Here is a 20,105-nt window from a genome sequence, read left to right on the forward strand (position 1 = left end):
CGGCGGTCGGGGTGGCGATGATCGACCAGCGCCGTCGGCCGCCAGACGAGCGAGCGCAGCGAGCCTTGATGAAGTAGGGAAAGTTCTACCGCGTCGGGATCAAGGGCTCGGTGCGACGTAGCACACCGCGTCGATGCTCTGGCCGTTTCCGTAATGGTGCGGGGCCCGGCCGATCTCGCGCCAACCGAGCCGTTCGTACAGCCGTATGGCGGCGGAGTCTTTGGTCATCACATCCAGGACGAGCCGAAGCCCATGCTCGCTGCCGTAGCTCATGGCGGCCTGCATCAGGCGCTCACCTACGGCGTGCTTCCTGGCCTCCTTGACGACGAACAACCTGGCCAGGACGGCCACTTGGTCTTCCCTGTCTCCACTCTGCTGCATCCATAGAGACACTGCGTCCTCACCGCGGGGGCGCATGATCGCTACATGTCCGACGGTCGTCCCGTCGAGCTGGCCCACCCAAGCGGCGATCACGTCGGTAGAGCGCAACCATTCCTCGGGGTGATCCACCCCTTCGACTGGATAGCCGTCGGTCGTGTGCACCTCCACCAACGCTGATGCGGCGCCGGCCAGATCGGTGTCTTCGAAGGGACGAACGATCACAGATTTCACGTGCGGCTCCTAGTCACTCAACTGGTAGCTCGTAGAGCAATCCGGTTTGGTCGGCTCGATGCACATAACGCGAGACCTCGAAGGGGACACCCTCCTGGTCAAGGCTCGTGTGCAGTACTTCGAGGACTGGAACGCCGGGGAGGATTTCGAGGATTGCCGCCTCTTCAGGCGTGGGCATTCGTGCGCTGATCTCGTCTCGGACTCGTGTCATGACGTGCCCAAGTTCCTCTAGACGGCCGTAGATGCCGTCCTTCCCGGTTTTGGGCTGCATGAGCAATGTTCCCTGCGCTTCGTCCCATCGGAGGTAAGTGGAGACGATTTGGACCGGCACATCATCGGCGAAGTAGTGGTTTTCCCGGTGGACAACGCTCTCCTCGCCCGCGGGCACCTGCAAGCGTTCAGCGACGTCCGCTGGCGGCCTCTCGCGAGCAATGGACGGGACCTCGACCCTCGGCACTTTGCCCTGGCGCCTCGCCTCCAGTCGGAACGGCGTCAGTCCCGTCTCGCGGTTTTTGAGCGAATAGCGATCACTGCCGAACCGGAACAGCCTCTGCGGCTCACGCACGAAGACGCCGCTTCCATGCTTGGCCGTGACGAGCCCCTGTTCGGCGAGTATCCGGATCGCCTCGCGGGCGGTGTTGCGTGCCGAACCGTACGTCTCGGCTAGCGCACGCTCCGACGGCAGCTTGTCGCCGCTTCGAAGCTCTCCATTCTCGATCTGACGGCGGAGATCTTCAGCGATGCGCCTGCTGGGCGGCTGCGGAGTCGAGGGACGGGCGGACGTCATGACGGGAGTCTAGCAACTGGCTCAAGCCACCTTGTTGACCCGGGCGCCGGCGTGTGCTCAACTGGCTTAAGCCAGTAAGTGGCTCAAGCCAGTTGGCGCACTCCAGGTGTGCCACGAACAAGGAGCGATGCATCATGCGTCAGATTCCCGTCGACACGTCCGCGATGACGGTCATGCTGATCCAGGTTCCGGAGAAGAAGGTCAAGAACCGGGAGACCGGTGAGGTCGCTGTCGACAAGACGTCGGGCAAGGTGCTCTACAACGTCAACGTTGCCGTGATCGTGGACGGTCGTCCGGACGCGGTGACGATCGTGGTCGCCGAGGACGGCATTCAGACCGACCTCATGCCGGGCATGCCGGTTGAGCTGCCGGGTCTGGTGGCCCGCCCGTGGGAGAACGACTTCGGGCACGGCATCTCCTACCGCGCGATCGCGGTCGCCGCGAAGCAGCTCACGCCGGCCGGCTCGAACGGCAAGGGCTGATCGTCATGGCCAAGCTGCTGCTGATCGCGTTAGCGGTCCTGGTCGCGCTGGCGCTGCTGCTGAGGTGGCGCCGCCCGGTCTGGTACTGGCTGAGCTTCGGCATCGTCCTCGCGGTGGTGCGGGTGCGCTTTCGCTACGCGGCCGTGATGGAGGCCTGCCATCTGACGGTGCCCGCTTCGCGGATGCGTCGGGCGCTGGCCCGGTGGATGAAGAAGCCGGTTCCGCAACAGCGGGTGCCGCGGCTGCTGTGGATCCGCCCGACCCGCACCGGTCTGCGGCTCCGGATCAGGATGTGGCCCGGGCAGGATGCGTTCGAGTTCGCCGCCGCTTCCGACCGGCTGCGGCACTCCTTCGGCGTCCATCAGGTCACCTCCCGCGAGATCAAGCCGGGTGTCATCGAGATCGCTCTGACCGGCTATGACGTCCTCAAGCGGGTGCAGATGCCGGCTACGACGGAGCGTGATCTGTTGAAGATCCCGCTTGCGCTTGTCGAGGACGGCAGCGTGCACTACCGCGACTACCGGCAGGTGCCGCACTCGATCACGGTCGGCGCGATCGGCACTGGCAAGTCCGTCACCCAACGCACCTTGATCAAAGAACTCGCCTCGCAACCGGTCGCGCTGGTCGGCATCGACTGCAAGAAGGGCGTCGAACTCGGTCCGCTCGCGCGTCGGTTCTCCGCTCTCGTCGACAACCCCGACGATGCCGCCGACCTTCTCGAAGCGCTCATTGCTCGGATGGAAGTCATCTACGACGTCATCCGTCGCGCGCAGCGCATCAGCGCGGACACCCCGGATGCGGAGATCGCCGCGAACATCTGGGATCTTCCCGAGGATCTGCGGCCGGTGCCGATCGTGGTCACCATCGACGAGATCGCCGAACTCGCGCTCAGCACGAAGAAGAACGACCCGCGCCGCGACCGCATCGTCAAAGCCCTGGTCCGCCTTGCCCAACTCGGCCGCGCAGCCGGCATCTTCCTCGACATCTACGGGCAGCGCTTCGGCTCCGAACTCGGCGACGGCATCACCATGCTGCGTGCCCAGCTCACCGGCCGGATGGTGCACCGCGTCAACGATGAATCGACCGCCAAGATGGCGTTCGGCGACATCTCCCCGCACGCCGTGTTCGCCGCGATCCAGATCCCCAACGAACGGCGCGGGATGGCCGTGGTCGGCTACTCCACCGGTGAATGGGTGCGCATCCGCACCCCGCACACGACCATGCGGCAAGCCGTGGCGGCCTGCAACAAGTACGCGCATCTGGTCCCGGATATCCCGGAGTTGGCCCGCTTCGGCCCGCTGCTCGACCTCGCGCCCGTCCGGGCCCCCGCGGTGGCTGAGGCCGCCTGAACCCTCCCCGCTCCACGGCCGGCGTGACCGCCCTCGCGCCAGATCCCTACCCGAGCCATGCCTAAAGGAGGGAGAGCCTGCCATGTGCCCCCGCTGCGATGACTTCGCCCGCACCGTGCGGATGCTCGGCTCCCTGGCCCTGTACGCCGATGCCGACGGCTCCGACCTGCTGTTCGTGGAACTGGTCGGCCCTGCGCTCGCCGCGTCCCTGCCGGAGCCGCCGCCCGGCTTCCTGCCGCCCAGTTACGACCCGAACGAGGGCCCCGAGTACCCCGGCGAGGGGTGGACGCCGTGACCGCCGCGAAGAAGACGACCGCCCGCCGTAAGGCCACCGCTCCGAAGCCGGAGCCGGCCGTGTGCCCGGACTGCGACGGCAAAGGCGAGATCACCGAAACCGTCCAGGTCGGCGGCCGTAAGAAGCGCCTTACCGACGACCAGCAAGCCGCCCTCTGCGTGACGTGCTGGGGCTCCGGCGAAGCCCCCACCGACTGACCCCGCCAGGACAGGGCGGCCGGACCTGACCCCCGCCCCTCCCTGGCCCAACTCCTCTGAAGGAGGTGAAGACATGACCCGCTCGATTCGCCCCGACGCCGTGCTCGTGCAGGCCGTGATCGCCGGCGCCCTGTCCTTCGCCCACCTGCACGACCTCGCCGCCGCGGCCGGACAGACCGGCTGGAAAGCCTGGGCCTACCCGATCAGCGTCGACCTGCTCTTGGTGGCTGCATGGCGCCGGCTGCGCGCCGATGGCCCGTCTCGGCTGGCCTGGTGCTGGTTCCTGATCGCCCTCATCGCCTCGCTGGGCGCCAACGTCGCCACGGCCGGCTTCCTCGACCTCGCCCACCCGCCCGCCTGGCTGCGCTTCGGCGTCGCCGGCTGGCCCGCCCTCGCCTTCCTCGGCGGCACCCTCCTCGCCCACGCCCCCGACCACCCCGCAGACACGATGGACACGGCCCCGCCGCCCGTCCCGGCCGTCCTCGACGTGGAACGCGAACCGACTCCCACCCCCGCACCGACCCCAGAGCCGACAGCGATGCCCGCGACTGAGGAACCTCCGGCCCTGCCAGTCGCCGACTCAGCGCCGGCTCCTGTCTCCGCTATGCCGGTTCCGGCCGCTCTCGTCGAACACGCCCGCAAGATCGCAGCCGACCACACGGCCCGCACCGGGGCTCCGATCGACACCGCTACCCTGCGCGCCCGCCTCGGCGTACCCGCCCCCATGGCGGACGCCATCGCCGCCCAACTCGCCTGAAATCGAAAGGAGTTGACCCCTTATGGGTCTCTACCAGATCTGGAACGAGATGCACCGCGTGGGCACCACCGCGATCGGCGGCGGACCCGACCGACGTACCGGCGAGATGAAGTACGTCGCCGCCTGCGAAGCCGAGGACTGCGGCTGGTCGGCCGCCTACGACTCCTACGAGGCCGCCATGGTCGCCGCCCGCGGCCACCGCTGCCCCGTCCGCTGAAGGGAGATCACACCGTGTCCGTGCCGCTGTGGTTCTTCATCGCCTGCCTGGGCCTGGTCGGCGTCAAGCTCGTCCGGCCGCCCTGGTGGCTCGTGATCGTCCTGCTGATCGGCGGCTACCTCCTCGCCGACAGCTTCCTCGCCCCCGCCATCGACACCGCAACCAAGTAAGGAGACCCCGCCATGATCCGACCCAAAATCCCCGTCAACCCGACCCCGACCGGCCTGACCACCCCGCCCGCCGTCATCCAGCCGACCAGCATCACCACCGGCGCCCCGACCCCGCCGCCGGCCCCGATGGCGCCTGTCGCAACGCGGCCCACCGTGCAGCTCACCCCCGGTGCGGTCGTCACCGTGGCCGGAGCCGGTATCGCTGTCGTGCTCGTGGTCGGCGCCGTCCTGGTCTCGATGCTTCTCGCGGTCGCCATCACCGGCGCCTCGCTCGCCATCTGCGCCCTGGTCGTCCGCTCGATCCTCACCACCGACACCCGACGCTGACCGGCCCCCGGAGCGGCCTCTGTCGCCAAACTTCGTCCGCTCCGGGCGCCGTCCCACTCCGAACCAATGATCCGGAAGGAACCTCCATCATGACCGGCCACACCCCGGCCCCGCACACCCCGGCGCGGATCTGCCCGAACTGCGACGGCTTCGCCACCGCCGCTATACCCTCCGGCACCCGCCACCCCGACGGCACCCGCGTCCTGCTCCACGTCGACTGCGGCACCTGCCACGGCACCGGCACCCTGCCCCTGCGCCGCCGCCTCACCGCCGCGGGTGTGGTGGTGGCCGCATGACCACACTCGAGCGGCCCGAAGTGCGGGCACTGACTCTGTGGCAGCCCTGGGCCTCCGCCATCGCCTACGGCACCAAGCGGATCGAAAACCGCCGCTGGTCCACCGACTACCGCGGCTGGATCCTCCTCCACGCCGGCGTCACCATCGACCCCAGCGCCAAGTACGCGGTCATGGCCCGCCCCTTCCTCAACCGCCCCCAACCGATCGGCGCCATCCTGGGCTGGGCCCGCCTCGACGACTGCCACGCGGACGACGGCATGTGCACCCTGTGGTCCGCCCGCGGACAGTGGCACTGGCACCTGAGCGACGTTCACCGCCTGCCCCGGCCGGTGCCCTGTCCCGGCGCCCGCGGTCTGTGGACCCCCACTCCCGACCTCCTCGACTCGGTGCGGGAGGCGGCCCGTGTCTGATCTCCTCATGGACCCGGTCACCCTCAACGACCTGTTGCGGGTGGCCTCCGCCCCCGACTTCGAACGCTGGCAGCAGCAGATCCACCGCACCGGAGGCTGTGCCGACCCCATTCACTTGCAAGGTTGGACCACCCGCACCGACAAGAGCACCGGTGAGGTCCTGCACCACTACAGCACCCAAAACGAACCCGGAAGCCGGCTACGGATCGCGTGCGGCAACCGCCGCGCTTCTCGCTGCCCCTCCTGCGCCTACACCTACGCCGGCGACACTTACCACCTCATCCGAGCCGGCCTCGCCGGAGCACCGGAGCGCGACATCCCCAGCGCCGTCCGGGATCACCCGCGGGTCTTCGCAACCCTCACAGCACCCAGCTTCGGGCCCGTCCACAACCAACCTGACCACGCACGCTGCCGCTGCGGCCAACGCCACCCCGACGACGACCCCGCGATCGGCACCCCGCTTGACCTCCACACCTACGACTACGCCGCCGCCGTGCTGTTCAACAACCATGCGGGCGAGTTGTGGCAGCGCTTCACCAACCGCCTGCGCCGCGAGATCGCCGCCCGCGCCGGCCTCTCACAGCGCGAACTCAAAGAGGTCTGCCGGCTCTCCTACGGCAAGGTCGCCGAATTCCAAAAGCGCGGCGCCATCCACTTCCATGCCGTGATCCGGCTCGACGGACCTGATGGACCCGACTCCCCGCCACCCTCCTGGGCCAGTACCGAACTGCTCACCGACGCTATCCGCGCCGCCGCCACACACCCCTACACGAGCGTCAGTGTCCCGGCTCGCGGCGACCAACCCGCCCGCACCTTCCAGTGGGGCACGAAGCTCGACGTACAACCCGTGAAGGCGTTCGGCGACGATGACGACATCACCGAGCAGAAGGTCGCCGCCTACATCGCCAAGTACGCCACCAAGGCTGCCGAGGACACCGGCACCCTCGACCGGCGCATCGGTGAACTCGCCGAACTCGACAGCCATGGCGTCTCCGACCATGCCCGGCGTCTGATCACCGCATGCCGCGACCTCGACCCGCTCTACCCCGACCGCCGCCTCTGGGCCTGGGCCCACATGCTCGGCTTCCGCGGCCACTTCAGCTCCAAATCCCGCCGCTACTCCACCACCCTCGGCGCCCTGCGTCAGACCCGCGCCGACTATCGCGCCGCCCAAGAACGCGCCGCCCTCGGCCTCGACGCTCGCGAGCCGGACACCGTCCTGGTCCTCGCCGACTGGCGGTACGCCGGCCACGGCCACACCCCTGGTGAGTCCGCCCTCGCCGCCACCATTGCCTACGACCTCGCCCTCAACCGCGAAACCGCCCGCGAAGCTCTGCGCAGCGAAGGGAGCGCAGCATGACCACGGCCCTCCGAACACGCAACATGCTCACCCTCGCTGAGGTGTGTGAAGAGCTGAAGATCTCGCGCTCGACCTTCTACGACTGGCGAGCCAAGAGGCGTGCGCCGCGCTGTATCAAGCTCCCGAACGGGGATCTTCGGATACGGCGGAGCGACCTCGACATCTGGCTTGATGACCGTGAGGACGCCGCCTGATGGAGACGACATACGACGTCAAGATCTACAAGATCCTCACGTACAAGGGCGCCCGCAAGACCACGTACACCGTGCGCTGGGTGGTCGCCGGTAAGCGCTGGCGTGAGCCCTTCGACACCGTCGCGCTCGCTGAGGGCTTTCGCTCCGAACTGATCCAAGCCACGGGCAAGGGCGAAGCCTTCGTCATCGCTACCGGGCTGCCGGTCTCCCACCGTTCCAAGTCGGCCGCGATGAGCTGGTACAAGTTCGCCGTTCAGTATGTCGATGCGCGCTGGTCCCAACTTGGCGGCAACAGCCGCAAGAACACCGCCAAGACCCTCACGGCGGCCACCATTGCCCTGCTCCGCGCCAAGCCCACCCAGTTCGATCCCATGGCCGTGCGCACAGCGTTGCGAGAGTGGGCGTTCAACGCGAATCGCCGGCCGGATGCTCCGCGGGACGTGGCGGCCATCCTGCGATGGGTGGAGCGGAACTCCCTTCCTGTCTCGGTCTGGGAGGACCCGGAGAAGGTCGACGACGTCCTACGGGCCATGGACACGCGGCTCGACGGCAAGCAGGCGGCAGCGTGGTCCCGCAAACGCCACCGCCGAATCCTCAACGTCGTCATGAGGTACGCCATCAGGCGGCGGATCCTGCGGACCAACCCCCTCCCCAAGGGCAAGGAGGCGACGACAGCCACCAAGACCAGCAACGCCGTTGACAAGCGCAGTTTGATGAACGCCGATCAGGCGGCAGCGCTCCTCGACTGGATCCGTCGGCGTCCGCGGGGAGGCAAGCGTCTGCACGCCTTCTTTGCCACGCTGTACTACTGCGGACCGCGCCCCGAAGAGGCTGTCGCCATGCGCGTGCGGGACGTGCGCCTGCCCGACGTCGACGCTGACGACCAGTGGTGCGAACTGATGATCCACACCGCGACTCCCGAAGTCGGCAAGCAATGGACCGACACGGGAGAGATTCACGAACGGCGCGACCTCAAGGGCCGTGCTGAAGGGGACACACGCACGGTGCCGGGCCATCCCGCGCTGACGCGCATCCTGCGGCAGCACATCGAAGACGAAGGGCTCAAGCCGGGTGATCTTCTCTTCCAGGGTGAGAACGGCAGCATCCTCGCGGGCTCCGTGATCCGACGGGCCTGGCGCAGCGCTCGTCAGGCGGTCTTGGCTCCGCACGTCTTCGACTCGCCGACCGGCAAACGCGTGTACGACAACCGGCACACCCGCCTCACCAAATGGCTGAACGACGGGATCCCACCCGCGCAGGTCGCCGAGTGGGCCGGCAACAGTGTGCCCGTGCTGCTGGCCACATACGCCCGGTGTGTCGACGGACAACTGCCGGACCTGAAGAAGCGACTTGAAGCCGCCGGCGACCTCCCCGAGCCGCCCGACGCTGGTTGATCTTCGGCCAAAGAACTTCGACACGTATTCGACACAGCCACCCGCAAAAACCCGGTGACAGCCGGACAGCCCCGGAGTCCTCCCTTGATCGGCAGGGGAGTGCCCGGGGCTTCGTCGTGTCGAGCGATACCCGCTCTGAGCAGCAAAAACGCCCTCCCGAAGGAGGGCGGAGACTGTGCGCCCCCGGCAGGACTCGAACCTGCGGCCAAGCGCTTAGAAGGCGCCTGCTCTATCCACTGAGCTACGGGGGCCGGGTGTGGTGGCCTCTGTCTTGGGGTGCCCGGGTGTGGGCCGTTCCGTGACGTTGCCGGGGACAAGGATAGGGCTCCTGCGACCTTGTCCCTGTTGCTTCGCCTCCGTGGCTCGATGTGGAGGTTCAGTGAAGCGGTCCTGATAATCGCAGGCAGGTACGAATCGTGCATCGCTTTTGGCGCCTGGCGCACCGGGTGTTGTGCACTCGTTATGCCTGGACTGTGCCTGCGTCCCAGTCGTCCCTTCCGTCCCTTGTGTCCGGTCGGCGCGCAGACATAGCCATATGCTTCAGAATTCCCCTAAAATTGGGCATTCTTCACATGTGGTGACCTTGGACGTACGGCCTCAGCTGCTCGACGCACTCTCCGCCCTGCGCGACCGTGTCGCCGCCGCACGCTTCCCGCTGCCCCTGGCGGGGGCCCCACGCGCGCGTGCCAACCGCGACGAACTGCTCGCCCAGCTCGACGACTATCTGGTGCCCCGGTTGAGGGACCCCGAAGCGCCGCTGCTGGCCGTGGTGGGCGGTTCCACCGGTGCCGGCAAGTCGACCCTCGTCAACTCCCTTGTGGGGCGGCGGGTGAGTGAGGCGGGCGTGCTGCGGCCCACCACCCGGACACCGGTGCTGGTCTGCCATCCGGAGGACCATCACTGGTTCAGCGGAATGCGCGTACTGCCCGACCTCACCCGCGTGTGGGTGCCCCACCACGAGCCCGGCGACGAACTCCTGCTGCCCGGCGAGAACCCCGCGCGCGTGCTGCGCGTCGAGACCGCCGACACCCTCCCGCCGGGCCTCGCGCTCCTGGACGCGCCCGACGTCGACTCCCTGGTGGCCGACAACCGCACACTCGCCGCCGAACTCATCTGCGCCGCCGACGTCTGGATCATGGTCACCACGGCCGCCCGCTACGCCGACGCCGTCCCCTGGCATCTCCTGCGCACCGCCAAGGAGTACGACGCCACGCTCGTGACCGTCCTCGACCGGGTGCCGCACCAGGTCGTCTCCGAGGTCTCGCGGCAGTACGGCGCCCTGCTCGCCAAGGCGGGCCTCGGCGACGTGCCCCGGTTCACGGTGCCGGAGCTGCCCGAGTCGGCCTGGGGCGGAGGGCTGTTGCCGGCCACCGCCGTGGCATCGCTGCGGACCTGGCTGGTCCACCAGGCGCAGGACCCCGCGGCCCGGCAGCACGCCGTCGCCCGTACGGCCCACGGTGTCCTCGCCTCCCTCAAGTCCCGGATGCCCGAGCTGGCCGCCGCGGCCGCCGCCCAGTACGCGGCCGCGCTACGGCTCACCAGCGCCGTCGAAGGGGCGTACGACAGCGAGTACGCGCGCGTGCGGGGGCGGCTCCAGGCCGGCGCCGTGCTCGCGGGTGACGCCCTCAAGCGCTGGCGGGCCTTCCCCCTCGACTGCACCGCCGCGGAGCTCCTGGACGCCCTGGTGGAGAGCCTGGGCGCACTCCTGCTGTGCGCGGTCGCCGCCGCCGACGAGCGTGCCGACGAGGCCTGGCGGCGTGAACCGGCCGCGGCCGCGCCGGAACTGACGAACCGTGACCCGACCGCGGAGAGCGCCGAACACCGGATCGGGATGGCCGTACGGCGCTGGCGGCGGGAGCTGGAGGAGTACGCCGAGGAGGAGATCCGCGACCTCGACCGCGGGGTCGCACCCGACCCGGAGACGGTCGCCGCGCTCGTCGCCACCGCACTCCTTGGCGGACGCCGGGCGCGGGTCGCCGGTGAGGGGCTCGCCGAGCGGATCGGCGCCCACGGGGCCCTGCGGCTGCGCGACCGGGGCGGACGGCTGCTCGCCGAGCACCTCGACCGGGTCGTGCACACCGAACGCGAGCGCCGGCTCGCCCCGCTCGACGCACTCGACGTACACCCCGAACCCCAGGCCGAACTCATCGCCGCGCTGTCCGTACTGCAGAAGGAGAGGTGACCGATGACCGCCGTCACGGATCAGGACCACACGGAGCGGGCGGGGGACGCCGGACCGGAGAACGGGGAGGGGACGGTCGAGGAACCCGTGGAGGGCGACGCGGACATGGGCGGGAAGGACGGGCACACGCGCGTGGAGAGTGCACAGGGCGGTCCCGCGCGGGCGGGAGCGGGGCAGCGGCGCGCGCGGGAGGAACCCGCACACGCGCGCGGAGAGGCCGGGGAATCCCCCGACGGGCCGGTCGACGCCGACGCCGACGCCGCGGGCGGCTGGGACGACGGGCTCATCGCACGCCGGGTCACCGCGGAAACCGAGCAGGCCGCTGCCGTGGAGGTCCGTGGTCCCAACGCCCCACCCCCGGCCCCGCTCACGTACGACGGCCCCCTGCGCTCCCGTCTGGACGCGCTGCGGGAGCTGGTCGGGCTCTCGCGGGCCCGGCTCGACAGCCGGACGCTCGCCGAGGCCGGCCAGGTCCTGGACGAGGCGGCCGCCCGGCGCAGGCTCTCCGGGCAGCACACCGTCGTCGCCATCGCCGGCGCGACGGGCAGCGGCAAGTCGCAGCTGTTCAACACGCTCGCCGGAGTGGCCATCTCGGAGACCGGCGTACGCCGGCCCACCACCGCCGCGCCGATCGCGTGCAGTTGGAGCGACGGTTCGGCGAGTCTCATCGAACGGCTCGGCATCCCGCCCCGGTTGCGGCGACGCCCGCTGCAGAGCGCCGAGTCGGAGGCACAGTTGCGCGGGCTCGTCCTCATCGACCTGCCCGACCACGACTCGGCGGCCGTTCAGCACCGCGAGCACGTGGACCGGATCCTGGCGCTCGTCGACGCCGTCATCTGGGTCGTCGACCCCGAGAAGTACGCCGACGCGATGCTGCACGAGCGCTATCTGCGCCCCATGGCGGGCCACGCGGAGGTCATGTTCATCGTCCTCAACCAGATCGACCGGCTGCCCGGGGAGGCCGCCGAGCAGGTCCTCGACGATCTGCGGCGGCTGCTGGACGAGGACGGGATCGCCCTTGGGGAGTACGGCGAACCGGGCGCGACCGTGCTCGCGCTGTCGGCGCTCACCGGGGACGGCATCGGTGAACTGCGGGAGGCGCTCGGTCAGTTCGTGGCGGAGCGCGGGGCTCCCGCGCGGCGGATCGCGGCCGACGTGGACGCGGCGGCCTGGCGGCTGCGGCCCGTGTACGCGACGGGCCGGCGCACCGGGCTGAGCGAGGAGGCGCGCGACGACTTCGCCGCCCGGCTCGCGGACGCGGTCGGTGCCACCGCGGCGGGCGAGGCGGCCGAACGCGCCTGGCTGCGCAACGCCAACCGCGCGTGCGGGACGCCCTGGCTGCGGCTGTGGCGCTGGTACCAGGACCGGCGCGAACCTGCCACGGGACGGCTGCCGTTGCGCGCCCACCCCGACGAGGAGGCGACCGCGCGGCAGCGTGTCGAGCAGGCCGTACGGACGCTCGCCGACCGGGCCTCGGCGGGACTGCCCGCGCCGTGGGCGCAGGCGGTGCGTGAGGCGGCCGTACGCGGCTCCCAGGGGCTGCCCGAGGCGCTGGACGAGCTGACGGCGAGGGCCGGGCTGCCGCCGGGCCGTCCGCCGCGTCCGGGCTGGTGGCCGGCGGCGGTGCTGGCTCAGGCGTCCATGACGCTCCTTCAAGTCGCCGGCGGACTCTGGCTGGTGGGCCAGATCGTCGGGGTCATGGCGCCGAACCTGGGGGTTCCGGTGCTGCTGATGGTGGCCGGCATCATCGGCGGCCCGCTCGTCGAGTGGAGCTGCCGGATGGCGGCGCGCGGGCCCGCGCGCCGGTACGGCGTGGAGGCGGAACGGCGGTTGCGGGAGGCGGCGTCCGGGTGCGGACGGGCGCGGGTGCTGGATCCGGTCGCGGCGGAGCTGCTGCGTTATCGGGAGGTTCGGGAGCAGTACGGCAGGGTCGTCGGGGTGTGACGGGCGGTCCTGTGGACCGGGTCCCTCGTTCGGGTGGCGGAGTTTTCCACAACCCGGGGACGGTCCACAGGGCGCAGCGGGCTCGGCCCGGCGGAGGCAGTCTGGCTTCGCGGCGATCGCGGTGACGTGGTCGGCACGCAGACAGCAGCAGCCGTACGGGACGGGCCCGTACGCATGTCCGGGAGGGGTTCCAGCGATGAACGAGACCATGATCTGCGCGGTGGGCAACGTGGCGACACAGCCGGTGTACCGGGAGTTGGCGACGGGTGCGTCGGTGCGGTTCCGGCTGGCGGCGACGGCGCGCTATCTGGACCGCGAGAAGAACGAATGGACGGACGGGCACACCAACTTCTTCACGGTGTGGGCCAATCGCCAGCTCGCCACCAACGTGGCCGGGTCGATCAACGTGGGTGATCCGGTGGTCGTGCAGGGCCGGTTGAAGGTGCGTTCGGAGACGCGTGAGGGGCAGTCGGCCTGGACCTCGGCCGACATCGACGCGGTGGCGATCGGCCATGACCTCGCGCGCGGCACCTCGGCCTTCCGGCGCACCCAGCGACCGGAGAACACCGTCGCGGGGTCGACCACGCAGCCGGAGCCTGCCTGGGAGACACCGTCGGGCGAGGCCGCGGACCGACAGGAACCCGTCGCGGTGACGTGACGCCGACGGGGGCGAGGCGGCTCCGATCTCGGCGCCGCCTGACCGAAGTGCGGCTTATCGGCGAATGCGTTCCGGATGACTCCGGTCGATTTGTCGATAAGCCATACGGGTGGAAGGCCGTGGCGATAACGATTCCGAGTCGGATCGATCTTCCGACCGCATCCCCGGGAAGAGGGGGGCGGCCGCGTCCCTAGGATGCCGAACACAGCTCCCGGGGCTACTGATTCTGCTGGTGGGACCACCAGCCCGCTCGACAACGGGGCCTGCTCGAAGGGGAATTCCGTGTTTTCTGCGTTCTCTGCGCTGTCCGTGCGCGGACGGGGTGCGGCTCGCCTCGCGGCCATCACGCTCGTCTCCGGCCTGCTCGCCGCCGGTGCGACGGTGGCCGCCGCCGGCACGGCGTCGGCGGACGAGGCGGCGCAGAACCAGAGAGGGGCGACCGCCACCATAGGGGGCCTGAAGACCTACGGCGACGCGGTGATACACGAGACCGACGGCGATCTCCAGGTGTCGGCCGGGCTGTTCGAGATGTCCGTCGAGGGCGGCGGAACCCTCCAGACGTACTGCGTCGACCTCTACAACCCCACGCAGAAGGACGCCAAGTACCACGAGACCGACTGGAGCGGCACCTCGCTGGGCGCCAACAAGGATGCGGGCAGGATCCGTTGGATCCTGGAGAACTCCTACCCCCAGGTCAACGATCTCGCGGAGCTCGCCGCCAAGGCCGGTATCGCCGCGGGACTGACCGAGCAGGACGCGGCGGCCGGCACCCAGGTGGCGATCTGGCGCTACTCGGACGACGCGGACGTCGACGCCGCCGACCCGCAGGCGGAGAAGCTCGCGGACTACTTGGAGAACAGCGCCCGTGACATCGCGGAGCCGGCGGCGTCGCTGACACTCGACCCGCCCGCGGTCTCCGGCCGGCCCGGCGAGCTGCTCGGCCCGGTGACGGTGCACACCAACGCGGCCGGTGCCACGGTCACCCCGCCGGCGGACGCGGCCATGAGCGGCGTGCGGATCGTCGGCAAGGACGGCAGGCCGGCGACCTCCGCGAGCAACGGCAGCGAGCTCTACTTCGACGTCCCCGAGGACGCGGCGGGGGGTTCGGCCGACCTGACCGTGCAGGCCTCGACCACCGTGCCGGTCGGCCGTGCGTTCGCCTCCGAGAGCCGGAGCCAGACCCAGATCCTCGCCGGCTCAAGCGAGTCGACGGTCTCGGCCACGGTGAGCGCGACCTGGGCGAAGCAGGGTGCCGTACCGGCCCTCTCCGCGGTGCGGAACTGCACCGAGGGCGGCCTGGACATCACGGCGGTGAACCAGGGCGACGAGGAGTTCGCCTTCGAGCTGATGGGCACGGAGTACGCCATCGCGGCCGGCGAGTCCCGGACCGTGACGGTCCCCCTCCAGGAGGACCAGGCGTACGACTTCACGATCACCGGCCCCGACGGACTCGCCAAGCGCTTCACCGGCGTCCTCGACTGCCGCACCCGCAGCAGCGAGACCGGCGCCACGACCCAGACCCTCAGCGAGCCCAGCCCCGCCACGGTGGCCCTCCCCACCACCGACGTCAACCTCGCCGAGACGGGCGGCTCCGCGACCACCCCGCTGATCGCCGGTACCGCCATCGCCCTGGTCGTGATCGGGGGCGCCGCACTGGTCCTCACCGGCAGGAAGCAGAACCGGGCGCGGGACTGACCAGGCGCCTCGGTGACGGGCAGAATGACGTCATGACCAAGCCATCCGCATCGCCGGAGCGTCACTCCTCATCCGACTCGGTGCTGTCCCTGTGGTCCCAGGACTCGGTGCTGTCGATCGGCTCGGTGGGCTCGGTGCTGTCCATCGGTTCCGTGGGCTCGGCCCTCTCGGTCGGCTCGATCGGCAGCGCCCTGTCCGTGGGCTCGATCGGCTCGGCCCTGTCGCTGATCTCGGCGGGCTCGTGGCTGAGCACGGGGTCGCTGCTGTCGGCGCAGTCGACGTGGTCGGTGCTGTCGTGGCGCTCGTCCCAGGGGCTGATGCGGTCCGCGGGGGTGGCGGGGGCGGTGGCGGTGGGGGCGGCTGTGCTGCTGGCCGTGCGCGGGACGGGCGACTGATCCGGCGCGCCGGTCAGGACGTCGGCGTGACCGAGGGCCTGTCCGGACGCGCTGCGGTCCCGGTTTTTCGGGCGGGGAAGGGGCAGCGGTCACGGGCCGACCGTGGACCCCGGCGATCTCGTCGTGCACGGCCGCGATGGTGAGGCGGGTGGCGTGTACGGGGTCCGCATGTCGAGGGTGGGCGTCGAGGGCGTGGGATCGTCACCTGGGCCGGGGGGCCGGTGTGGCGGGATGGGCCTCGTCATGAACGGACGATGTCCAGCCCTGAGCTGAGGTCGCCGAGCGTGGCGTACAGGGCGTCGGCTCGGCCGCGGACACACGTGTCCTCAGGTGCGGCGGCGGAGCGCTCTGACACGGAGTCGCCGCCCAGGCGCGTACATCGGCACGCCCGCTCCACGGTGTGTGGGTCGACGGCGGGCGGGATGGGAGTTGGGGTGGGTGGTGGGTTACGGCTGGATAGCACGGCCCGCAGCAACAACTGATGGGCGCCTCATTGCACGCCAAGCACACTTACAGTCGAGACGGGCCATGCCAGACTCCCCACATGAACCTCGACCAGGCCCTCATAGATGCTGCCGTGGATCTGATGGATAGGCGTTGGCGCTTGGATGAGCCGGGTGGTGCAGCGGCTATTCGGCTAGCCGACGGTGGAATCCTTACCAGCGTTGGCCTCGACAACCTGCACGGCTCGGTCGCGCTGTGTCAGGAGACCGGGGCATTCATCCAGGCCTATACGCAGGACCGCGCCGTTGTCGCCTCCGCCTGCGTCTGCCGGGACTTGGAGCACCACAGGATTCTGATCCTTCCTCCCTGCGGTGTCTGCCAGGAGCGGCTCGCACTTTGGGGGCCGTCCGTGGAAGTCGCCGTCCCACAAGAAGATGACCCGACTGGGTGGGAAGCGCGGACCCTCGCAGAGGTGAACCCCTACTACTGGGGGCGACAATTCGCTGACGGACAGTGGCCTTCCGGAATACAGCATGCAGAGTGAAGTCGGCGTCTTTGAGGCCTTTGGCCGGGTCGACTTGATGGAGCAGCGACGACCCAGGGTGGCTGGCGGCGACCCACTGGCGATCCATGGCGCTGATCTCGTCGTCGACCCAGATGAACGGCTGGCCGTTGGCCCGCAGAACCAGGGGACGGGTTTCCCAGTGCAGGCCGCGCGGGCCTTCCTCAGTGCAGACGTCCGGCCACTCCAGCCCGGGCGGCTTCGACAGTCCGATGCGTGGGGCGACGGTCTCGTTCGCTTCCTCCATCCAGGTCGTGGCCCATATGAGGCGGCAGTCCAGGGCCATGAGACGCGCGCCGATTCCAGGGTCGAGCCGTTTCAGCAATGGGTTCCCCTGATCGACCGGCGTCGAGGAAAAGGAGGGGGCGCTCCGCTGCGCTTGTCACGGCGGCACGAGAGCCCGGCGCGGTAGGGGAGCGGCACCCTCGGGCTGGGCCGTCTCTGGGCCGTCCGACGCTCCCCGAGGCCACGCAACGATGACCAACAGTGACAGTTGAGCCACGGCTGTCAGCCACGAACCCCCAGGTCACAGGGCCCCAGCCAAACGGGTTACCACCCAAGGCTGGACCTCAGGCAAGATGGGGTGTATCTGCCCACTGCCAGATTTCAAGCTGCCGGACGGTTTCTCTTGGCTGAGTACATCTACACCATGCGCAAGACGCGCAAGGCAATCGGCGACAAGGTCATCCTTGACGACGTCTCGCTGAACTTCCTGCCTGGCGCGAAGATCGGTGTGGTCGGCCCGAACGGAGCCGGTAAGTCGACCATTCTGAAGATCATGGCGGGGCTGGAGCAGCCGTCGAACGGCGATGCCTTCCTGTCGCCGGGTTACACCGTGGGGATCCTGCTTCAGGAGCCGCCGCTGAACGAGGAGAAGACCGTCCTGGAGAACGTCCAGGAAGGCGTCTCCGAGGTCAAGGGCAAGCTCGACCGGTTCAACGAGATCGCCGAGCTCATGGCCACGGACTACTCCGACGCGCTGCTCGACGAGATGGGCAAGCTGCAGGAGGAGCTCGACCACGCCAACGCGTGGGACCTCGACGCTCAGCTGGAGCAGGCCATGGACGCGCTCGGGTGCCCGCCCGGCGACTGGGCCGTCACCAACCTCTCCGGTGGTGAGCGCCGCCGCGTGGCGCTGTGCAAGCTGCTGCTGGAGGCTCCTGACCTGCTGCTTCTCGACGAGCCCACCAACCACCTCGACGCCGAGTCGGTGAACTGGCTGGAGCAGCACCTCGCGAAGTACGACGGCACCATCGTGGCCGTGACCCACGACCGGTACTTCCTGGACAACGTCGCCGGCTGGATCTGCGAGGTCGACCGCGGCCGCCTGCACGGCTACGAGGGCAACTACTCCAAGTATCTGGAGACCAAGCAGACCCGTCTCAAGGTCGAGGGTGCGAAGGACGCCAAGCGCGCCAAGCGGCTCAAGGAAGAGCTGGAGTGGGTGCGGTCGAACGCCAAGGGGCGCCAGGCCAAGTCCAAGGCCCGTCTCGCGCGGTACGAGGAGATGGCCGCCGAGGCCGACAAGATGCGGAAGCTGGACTTCGAGGAGATCCAGATCCCGCCGGGCCCGCGGCTCGGCAGCATCGTCGTCGAGGTCTCCAACCTCACCAAGGGCTTCGGCGACAAGGTCCTGATCGACGACCTGAGCTTCACGCTGCCGCGCAACGGCATCGTCGGCGTCATCGGCCCGAACGGCGCCGGCAAGACCACCCTCTTCAAGATGATCCAGGGCCTGGAGGAGCCGGACTCCGGCACCATCAAGGTCGGCGACACGGTCAAGATCTCGTACGTCGACCAGAGCCGCGCGAACATCGACCCGAAGAAGACGCTGTGGGCGGTCGTCTCCGACGAGCTCGACTACATCAACGTCGGCCAGGTCGAGATGCCGAGCCGGGCCTACGTCTCGGCCTTCGGCTTCAAGGGCCCGGACCAGCAGAAGCCGGCCGGTGTGCTCTCCGGCGGTGAGCGCAACCGTCTGAACCTCGCGCTCACCCTCAAGCAGGGCGGCAACCTCCTGCTCCTCGACGAGCCGACCAACGACCTCGACGTCGAGACCCTCGGTTCGCTGGAGAACGCGCTGCTTGAGTTCCCTGGTGCGGCCGTGGTCGTCTCCCACGACCGGTGGTTCCTGGACCGGGTCGCCACCCACATCCTCGCCTACGAGGGCGAGTCCAAGTGGTTCTGGTTCGAGGGCAACTTCGAGTCGTACGAGAAGAACAAGATCGAGCGGCTCGGGCCGGACGCCGCCCGTCCGCACCGTGCCACCTACAAGAAGCTGACCCGGGGCTGATCGATCTTGCGCTACGTCTACCGCTGTCCCCTGCGCTGGTCGGACATGGACGCCTACGGCCATGTCAACAACGCGGTCTTCATCCGCTACCTGGAAGAAGCCCGTATCGACTTCCTGTTCCGCCCGGAAAAGGACTTCAAGCAGGGGTCGGTGGTGGCGCGCCACGAGATCGACTACAAGCGGCAGCTCGTCCACCGGCACCACCCGGTGGACATCGAGCTGTGGATCACGGAGATCAGGGCCGCGTCCTTCACCATCACCTACGAGGTGAAGGACGACGACCTGGTCTATGTACGGGCCTCCACGGTGGTCGTTCCGTTCGACTTCGAGGCGCAGCGGCCGCGCCGGATCACCTCTGAGGAACGGGAGTTCTTGGAGGGGTACCGGGACGACGACGAGGAGGAGGCCGTCGCCGCATGACGGTGCTCCACCTGGCCGACGAGGGGGAGGCCGCGGATCTCGCCGCCTTCCTCTCCCGGCTGCTCCACTACGACCGCTCGGCCGCGGTACGGCTCCAGGGGACCGGCACCGCGCTCGCCGTCTTCGGGCGCCCGCCGTCCTTCGAGGTGCTGGCGATCCGGGCGGTACGGCTCGCCAAGCCGTACGAGAACGGGCTCGACGTCACGCTCGACGTGACCGTGTCCGCAGGGGAGTTGCTGGAGTCCCTGGACGAGGGCGCGGGTACGGCCGTCGTACCGGCGGCGGTGACCGGGCCGCCGTGGGCCGGAGTGCTGCCGCCGCGCGGCGGATGGCAGGCGGTGCCCGGACTGCCGCGGCCGGAGGAGCTGCGGGCGCTCGTCCACTCCGGGGTCGCCGAATTCCGGTCCCGTACCGAGGAGTTGGACTCCGAGGCACGTACCCGGGCCGAACTCGACCGGATCGGGCGGGAGATCTGGTCCCGGACCGTGGGGAACACCCGGCTGCCCGTGCGGGCCGTGCACGCGGCCCAGTCGCTCGGATTCCTGCGGCCCGGTGGCGACGTGGCGCTCTTCGCGTCGGGCGCCTGGCTGCGGTTGCGTACCCCGTACGGCTCGATCGCCGTACGCCAAGGGGGACTTGGGACCCTCGGCGTCAGCGTGCGCTGA

The 20,105-nt window shown here is 69.5% G+C and carries 24 protein-coding genes, 1 tRNA gene and 1 pseudogene; 22 read left to right on the forward strand and 4 right to left on the reverse strand.

Going from position 1 to position 20,105, the window contains the following annotated elements; all coding sequences use genetic code 11:
- Positions 1-99: 99 nt before the first annotated feature.
- Both D1369_RS26505 and D1369_RS26510 read right to left on the reverse strand, forming a co-directional pair.
- On the reverse strand, positions 100-612 hold the full coding sequence (locus tag D1369_RS26505) for a GNAT family N-acetyltransferase (protein ID WP_007382124.1): 513 nt from the start codon (positions 610-612) through the stop codon (positions 100-102).
- Positions 613-625: 13 nt separating this feature from the next.
- A complete protein-coding gene (locus D1369_RS26510; protein ID WP_007382123.1) occupies positions 626-1,399 on the reverse strand; it encodes a GntR family transcriptional regulator in 774 nt (257 codons plus the stop codon).
- A gap of 134 nt (positions 1,400-1,533) precedes the next feature.
- Here D1369_RS26510 and D1369_RS26515 point away from each other — a divergent pair, with 134 nt between their 5' ends.
- The 13 genes from D1369_RS26515 (at position 1,534) to D1369_RS26570 (ending at position 8,847) form a co-directional block, all read left to right on the forward strand.
- The gene (locus D1369_RS26515) at positions 1,534-1,881 is read left to right on the forward strand and encodes a hypothetical protein (protein WP_007382122.1); all 348 of its coding nucleotides are present in this window, start codon (positions 1,534-1,536) and stop codon (positions 1,879-1,881) included.
- 5 nt (positions 1,882-1,886) lie between these two features.
- Positions 1,887-3,230 carry an FtsK/SpoIIIE domain-containing protein gene (locus D1369_RS26520; protein WP_007382121.1) on the forward strand — a complete coding sequence of 448 codons (1,344 nt, stop codon included), beginning with the start codon at positions 1,887-1,889 and terminating at the stop codon, positions 3,228-3,230.
- Between the two features lie 82 nt (positions 3,231-3,312).
- Positions 3,313-3,525, forward strand: coding sequence for a hypothetical protein (locus tag D1369_RS26525; RefSeq protein ID WP_007382120.1), 213 nt, complete (start codon positions 3,313-3,315; stop codon positions 3,523-3,525).
- Complete coding sequence (locus D1369_RS26530; protein WP_007382119.1) at positions 3,522-3,722, forward strand: hypothetical protein; 201 nt, start codon at positions 3,522-3,524, stop codon at positions 3,720-3,722. The genes D1369_RS26525 and D1369_RS26530 overlap by 4 nt, the downstream gene beginning before the upstream one ends.
- A gap of 73 nt (positions 3,723-3,795) precedes the next feature.
- Positions 3,796-4,479, forward strand: a complete 684-nt coding sequence (locus D1369_RS26535; RefSeq protein ID WP_007382118.1) for a DUF2637 domain-containing protein — start codon at positions 3,796-3,798, stop codon at positions 4,477-4,479.
- Positions 4,480-4,501: 22 nt separating this feature from the next.
- On the forward strand, positions 4,502-4,696 hold the full coding sequence (locus D1369_RS26540) for a mobile element transfer protein (protein WP_007382117.1): 195 nt from the start codon (positions 4,502-4,504) through the stop codon (positions 4,694-4,696).
- Positions 4,697-4,710: 14 nt separating this feature from the next.
- Positions 4,711-4,866 (forward strand): hypothetical protein, encoded by a 156-nt coding sequence (locus D1369_RS43085; RefSeq protein WP_007382116.1) that lies wholly within the window; start codon positions 4,711-4,713, stop codon positions 4,864-4,866.
- Between the two features lie 12 nt (positions 4,867-4,878).
- A complete protein-coding gene (locus D1369_RS26545) occupies positions 4,879-5,193 on the forward strand; it encodes a hypothetical protein (protein ID WP_007382115.1) in 315 nt (104 codons plus the stop codon).
- 89 nt (positions 5,194-5,282) lie between these two features.
- Complete coding sequence (locus tag D1369_RS26550) at positions 5,283-5,489, forward strand: hypothetical protein (RefSeq protein WP_007382114.1); 207 nt, start codon at positions 5,283-5,285, stop codon at positions 5,487-5,489.
- Positions 5,486-5,899, forward strand: coding sequence for an ASCH domain-containing protein (locus D1369_RS26555; protein WP_007382113.1), 414 nt, complete (start codon positions 5,486-5,488; stop codon positions 5,897-5,899). Before D1369_RS26550 ends, D1369_RS26555 begins: the two co-directional genes overlap by 4 nt.
- On the forward strand, positions 5,892-7,259 hold the full coding sequence (repSA, locus tag D1369_RS26560) for a replication initiator protein RepSA (RefSeq protein ID WP_007382112.1): 1,368 nt from the start codon (positions 5,892-5,894) through the stop codon (positions 7,257-7,259). Before D1369_RS26555 ends, repSA begins: the two co-directional genes overlap by 8 nt.
- The gene (locus tag D1369_RS26565; RefSeq protein ID WP_007382111.1) at positions 7,256-7,453 is read left to right on the forward strand and encodes a helix-turn-helix domain-containing protein; all 198 of its coding nucleotides are present in this window, start codon (positions 7,256-7,258) and stop codon (positions 7,451-7,453) included. The genes repSA and D1369_RS26565 overlap by 4 nt, the downstream gene beginning before the upstream one ends.
- The gene (locus D1369_RS26570; protein WP_007382110.1) at positions 7,453-8,847 is read left to right on the forward strand and encodes a site-specific integrase; all 1,395 of its coding nucleotides are present in this window, start codon (positions 7,453-7,455) and stop codon (positions 8,845-8,847) included. The genes D1369_RS26565 and D1369_RS26570 overlap by 1 nt, the downstream gene beginning before the upstream one ends.
- Positions 8,848-9,025: 178 nt before the next feature.
- On the opposite strand, the gene D1369_RS26575 is transcribed toward D1369_RS26570, so the two are convergent.
- Positions 9,026-9,098, reverse strand: a tRNA-Arg gene (locus D1369_RS26575).
- Between the two features lie 323 nt (positions 9,099-9,421).
- Between D1369_RS26575 and D1369_RS26580 the strand changes: the two genes are divergently transcribed.
- From D1369_RS26580 to D1369_RS26605, 6 genes are all read left to right on the forward strand, one after another.
- Positions 9,422-11,029 carry a dynamin family protein gene (locus tag D1369_RS26580; protein ID WP_007382109.1) on the forward strand — a complete coding sequence of 536 codons (1,608 nt, stop codon included), beginning with the start codon at positions 9,422-9,424 and terminating at the stop codon, positions 11,027-11,029.
- 3 nt (positions 11,030-11,032) lie between these two features.
- The gene (locus D1369_RS26585; protein WP_037900067.1) at positions 11,033-12,973 is read left to right on the forward strand and encodes a YfjP family GTPase; all 1,941 of its coding nucleotides are present in this window, start codon (positions 11,033-11,035) and stop codon (positions 12,971-12,973) included.
- A 196-nt stretch (positions 12,974-13,169) separates the two neighbouring features.
- Complete coding sequence (locus D1369_RS26590) at positions 13,170-13,631, forward strand: single-stranded DNA-binding protein (protein ID WP_007382107.1); 462 nt, start codon at positions 13,170-13,172, stop codon at positions 13,629-13,631.
- Between the two features lie 282 nt (positions 13,632-13,913).
- Positions 13,914-15,326 (forward strand): TQXA domain-containing protein, encoded by a 1,413-nt coding sequence (locus D1369_RS26595; protein WP_007382106.1) that lies wholly within the window; start codon positions 13,914-13,916, stop codon positions 15,324-15,326.
- Positions 15,327-15,358: 32 nt separating this feature from the next.
- Positions 15,359-15,721, forward strand: a complete 363-nt coding sequence (locus D1369_RS26600; RefSeq protein WP_007382105.1) for a hypothetical protein — start codon at positions 15,359-15,361, stop codon at positions 15,719-15,721.
- 544 nt (positions 15,722-16,265) lie between these two features.
- Positions 16,266-16,709, forward strand: a complete 444-nt coding sequence (locus D1369_RS26605) for a cytidine deaminase (RefSeq protein ID WP_007382104.1) — start codon at positions 16,266-16,268, stop codon at positions 16,707-16,709.
- Here D1369_RS26605 and D1369_RS44010 read toward each other — a convergent pair.
- Positions 16,705-17,067, reverse strand: a pseudogene (locus D1369_RS44010) (hypothetical protein); the annotation flags it as partial. The gene D1369_RS26605 and the pseudogene D1369_RS44010 sit on opposite strands and share 5 nt — an antisense overlap.
- A gap of 288 nt (positions 17,068-17,355) precedes the next feature.
- Between D1369_RS44010 and ettA the strand changes: the two are divergent.
- The 3 genes from ettA to D1369_RS26625 are packed head-to-tail and all read left to right on the forward strand — an operon-like array spanning position 17,356 to position 20,105.
- Positions 17,356-19,020 (forward strand): energy-dependent translational throttle protein EttA, encoded by a 1,665-nt coding sequence (gene ettA / locus D1369_RS26615; protein WP_118082639.1) that lies wholly within the window; start codon positions 17,356-17,358, stop codon positions 19,018-19,020.
- A gap of 6 nt (positions 19,021-19,026) precedes the next feature.
- The gene (locus tag D1369_RS26620; RefSeq protein WP_118082640.1) at positions 19,027-19,440 is read left to right on the forward strand and encodes a thioesterase family protein; all 414 of its coding nucleotides are present in this window, start codon (positions 19,027-19,029) and stop codon (positions 19,438-19,440) included.
- On the forward strand, positions 19,437-20,105 hold the full coding sequence (locus D1369_RS26625) for a hypothetical protein (protein ID WP_118082641.1): 669 nt from the start codon (positions 19,437-19,439) through the stop codon (positions 20,103-20,105). The genes D1369_RS26620 and D1369_RS26625 overlap by 4 nt, the downstream gene beginning before the upstream one ends.

The sequence above is a fragment of the Streptomyces sp. CC0208 genome, from assembly GCF_003443735.1.
GTDB classification, from domain to species: Bacteria; Actinomycetota; Actinomycetes; order Streptomycetales; family Streptomycetaceae; genus Streptomyces; species Streptomyces sviceus.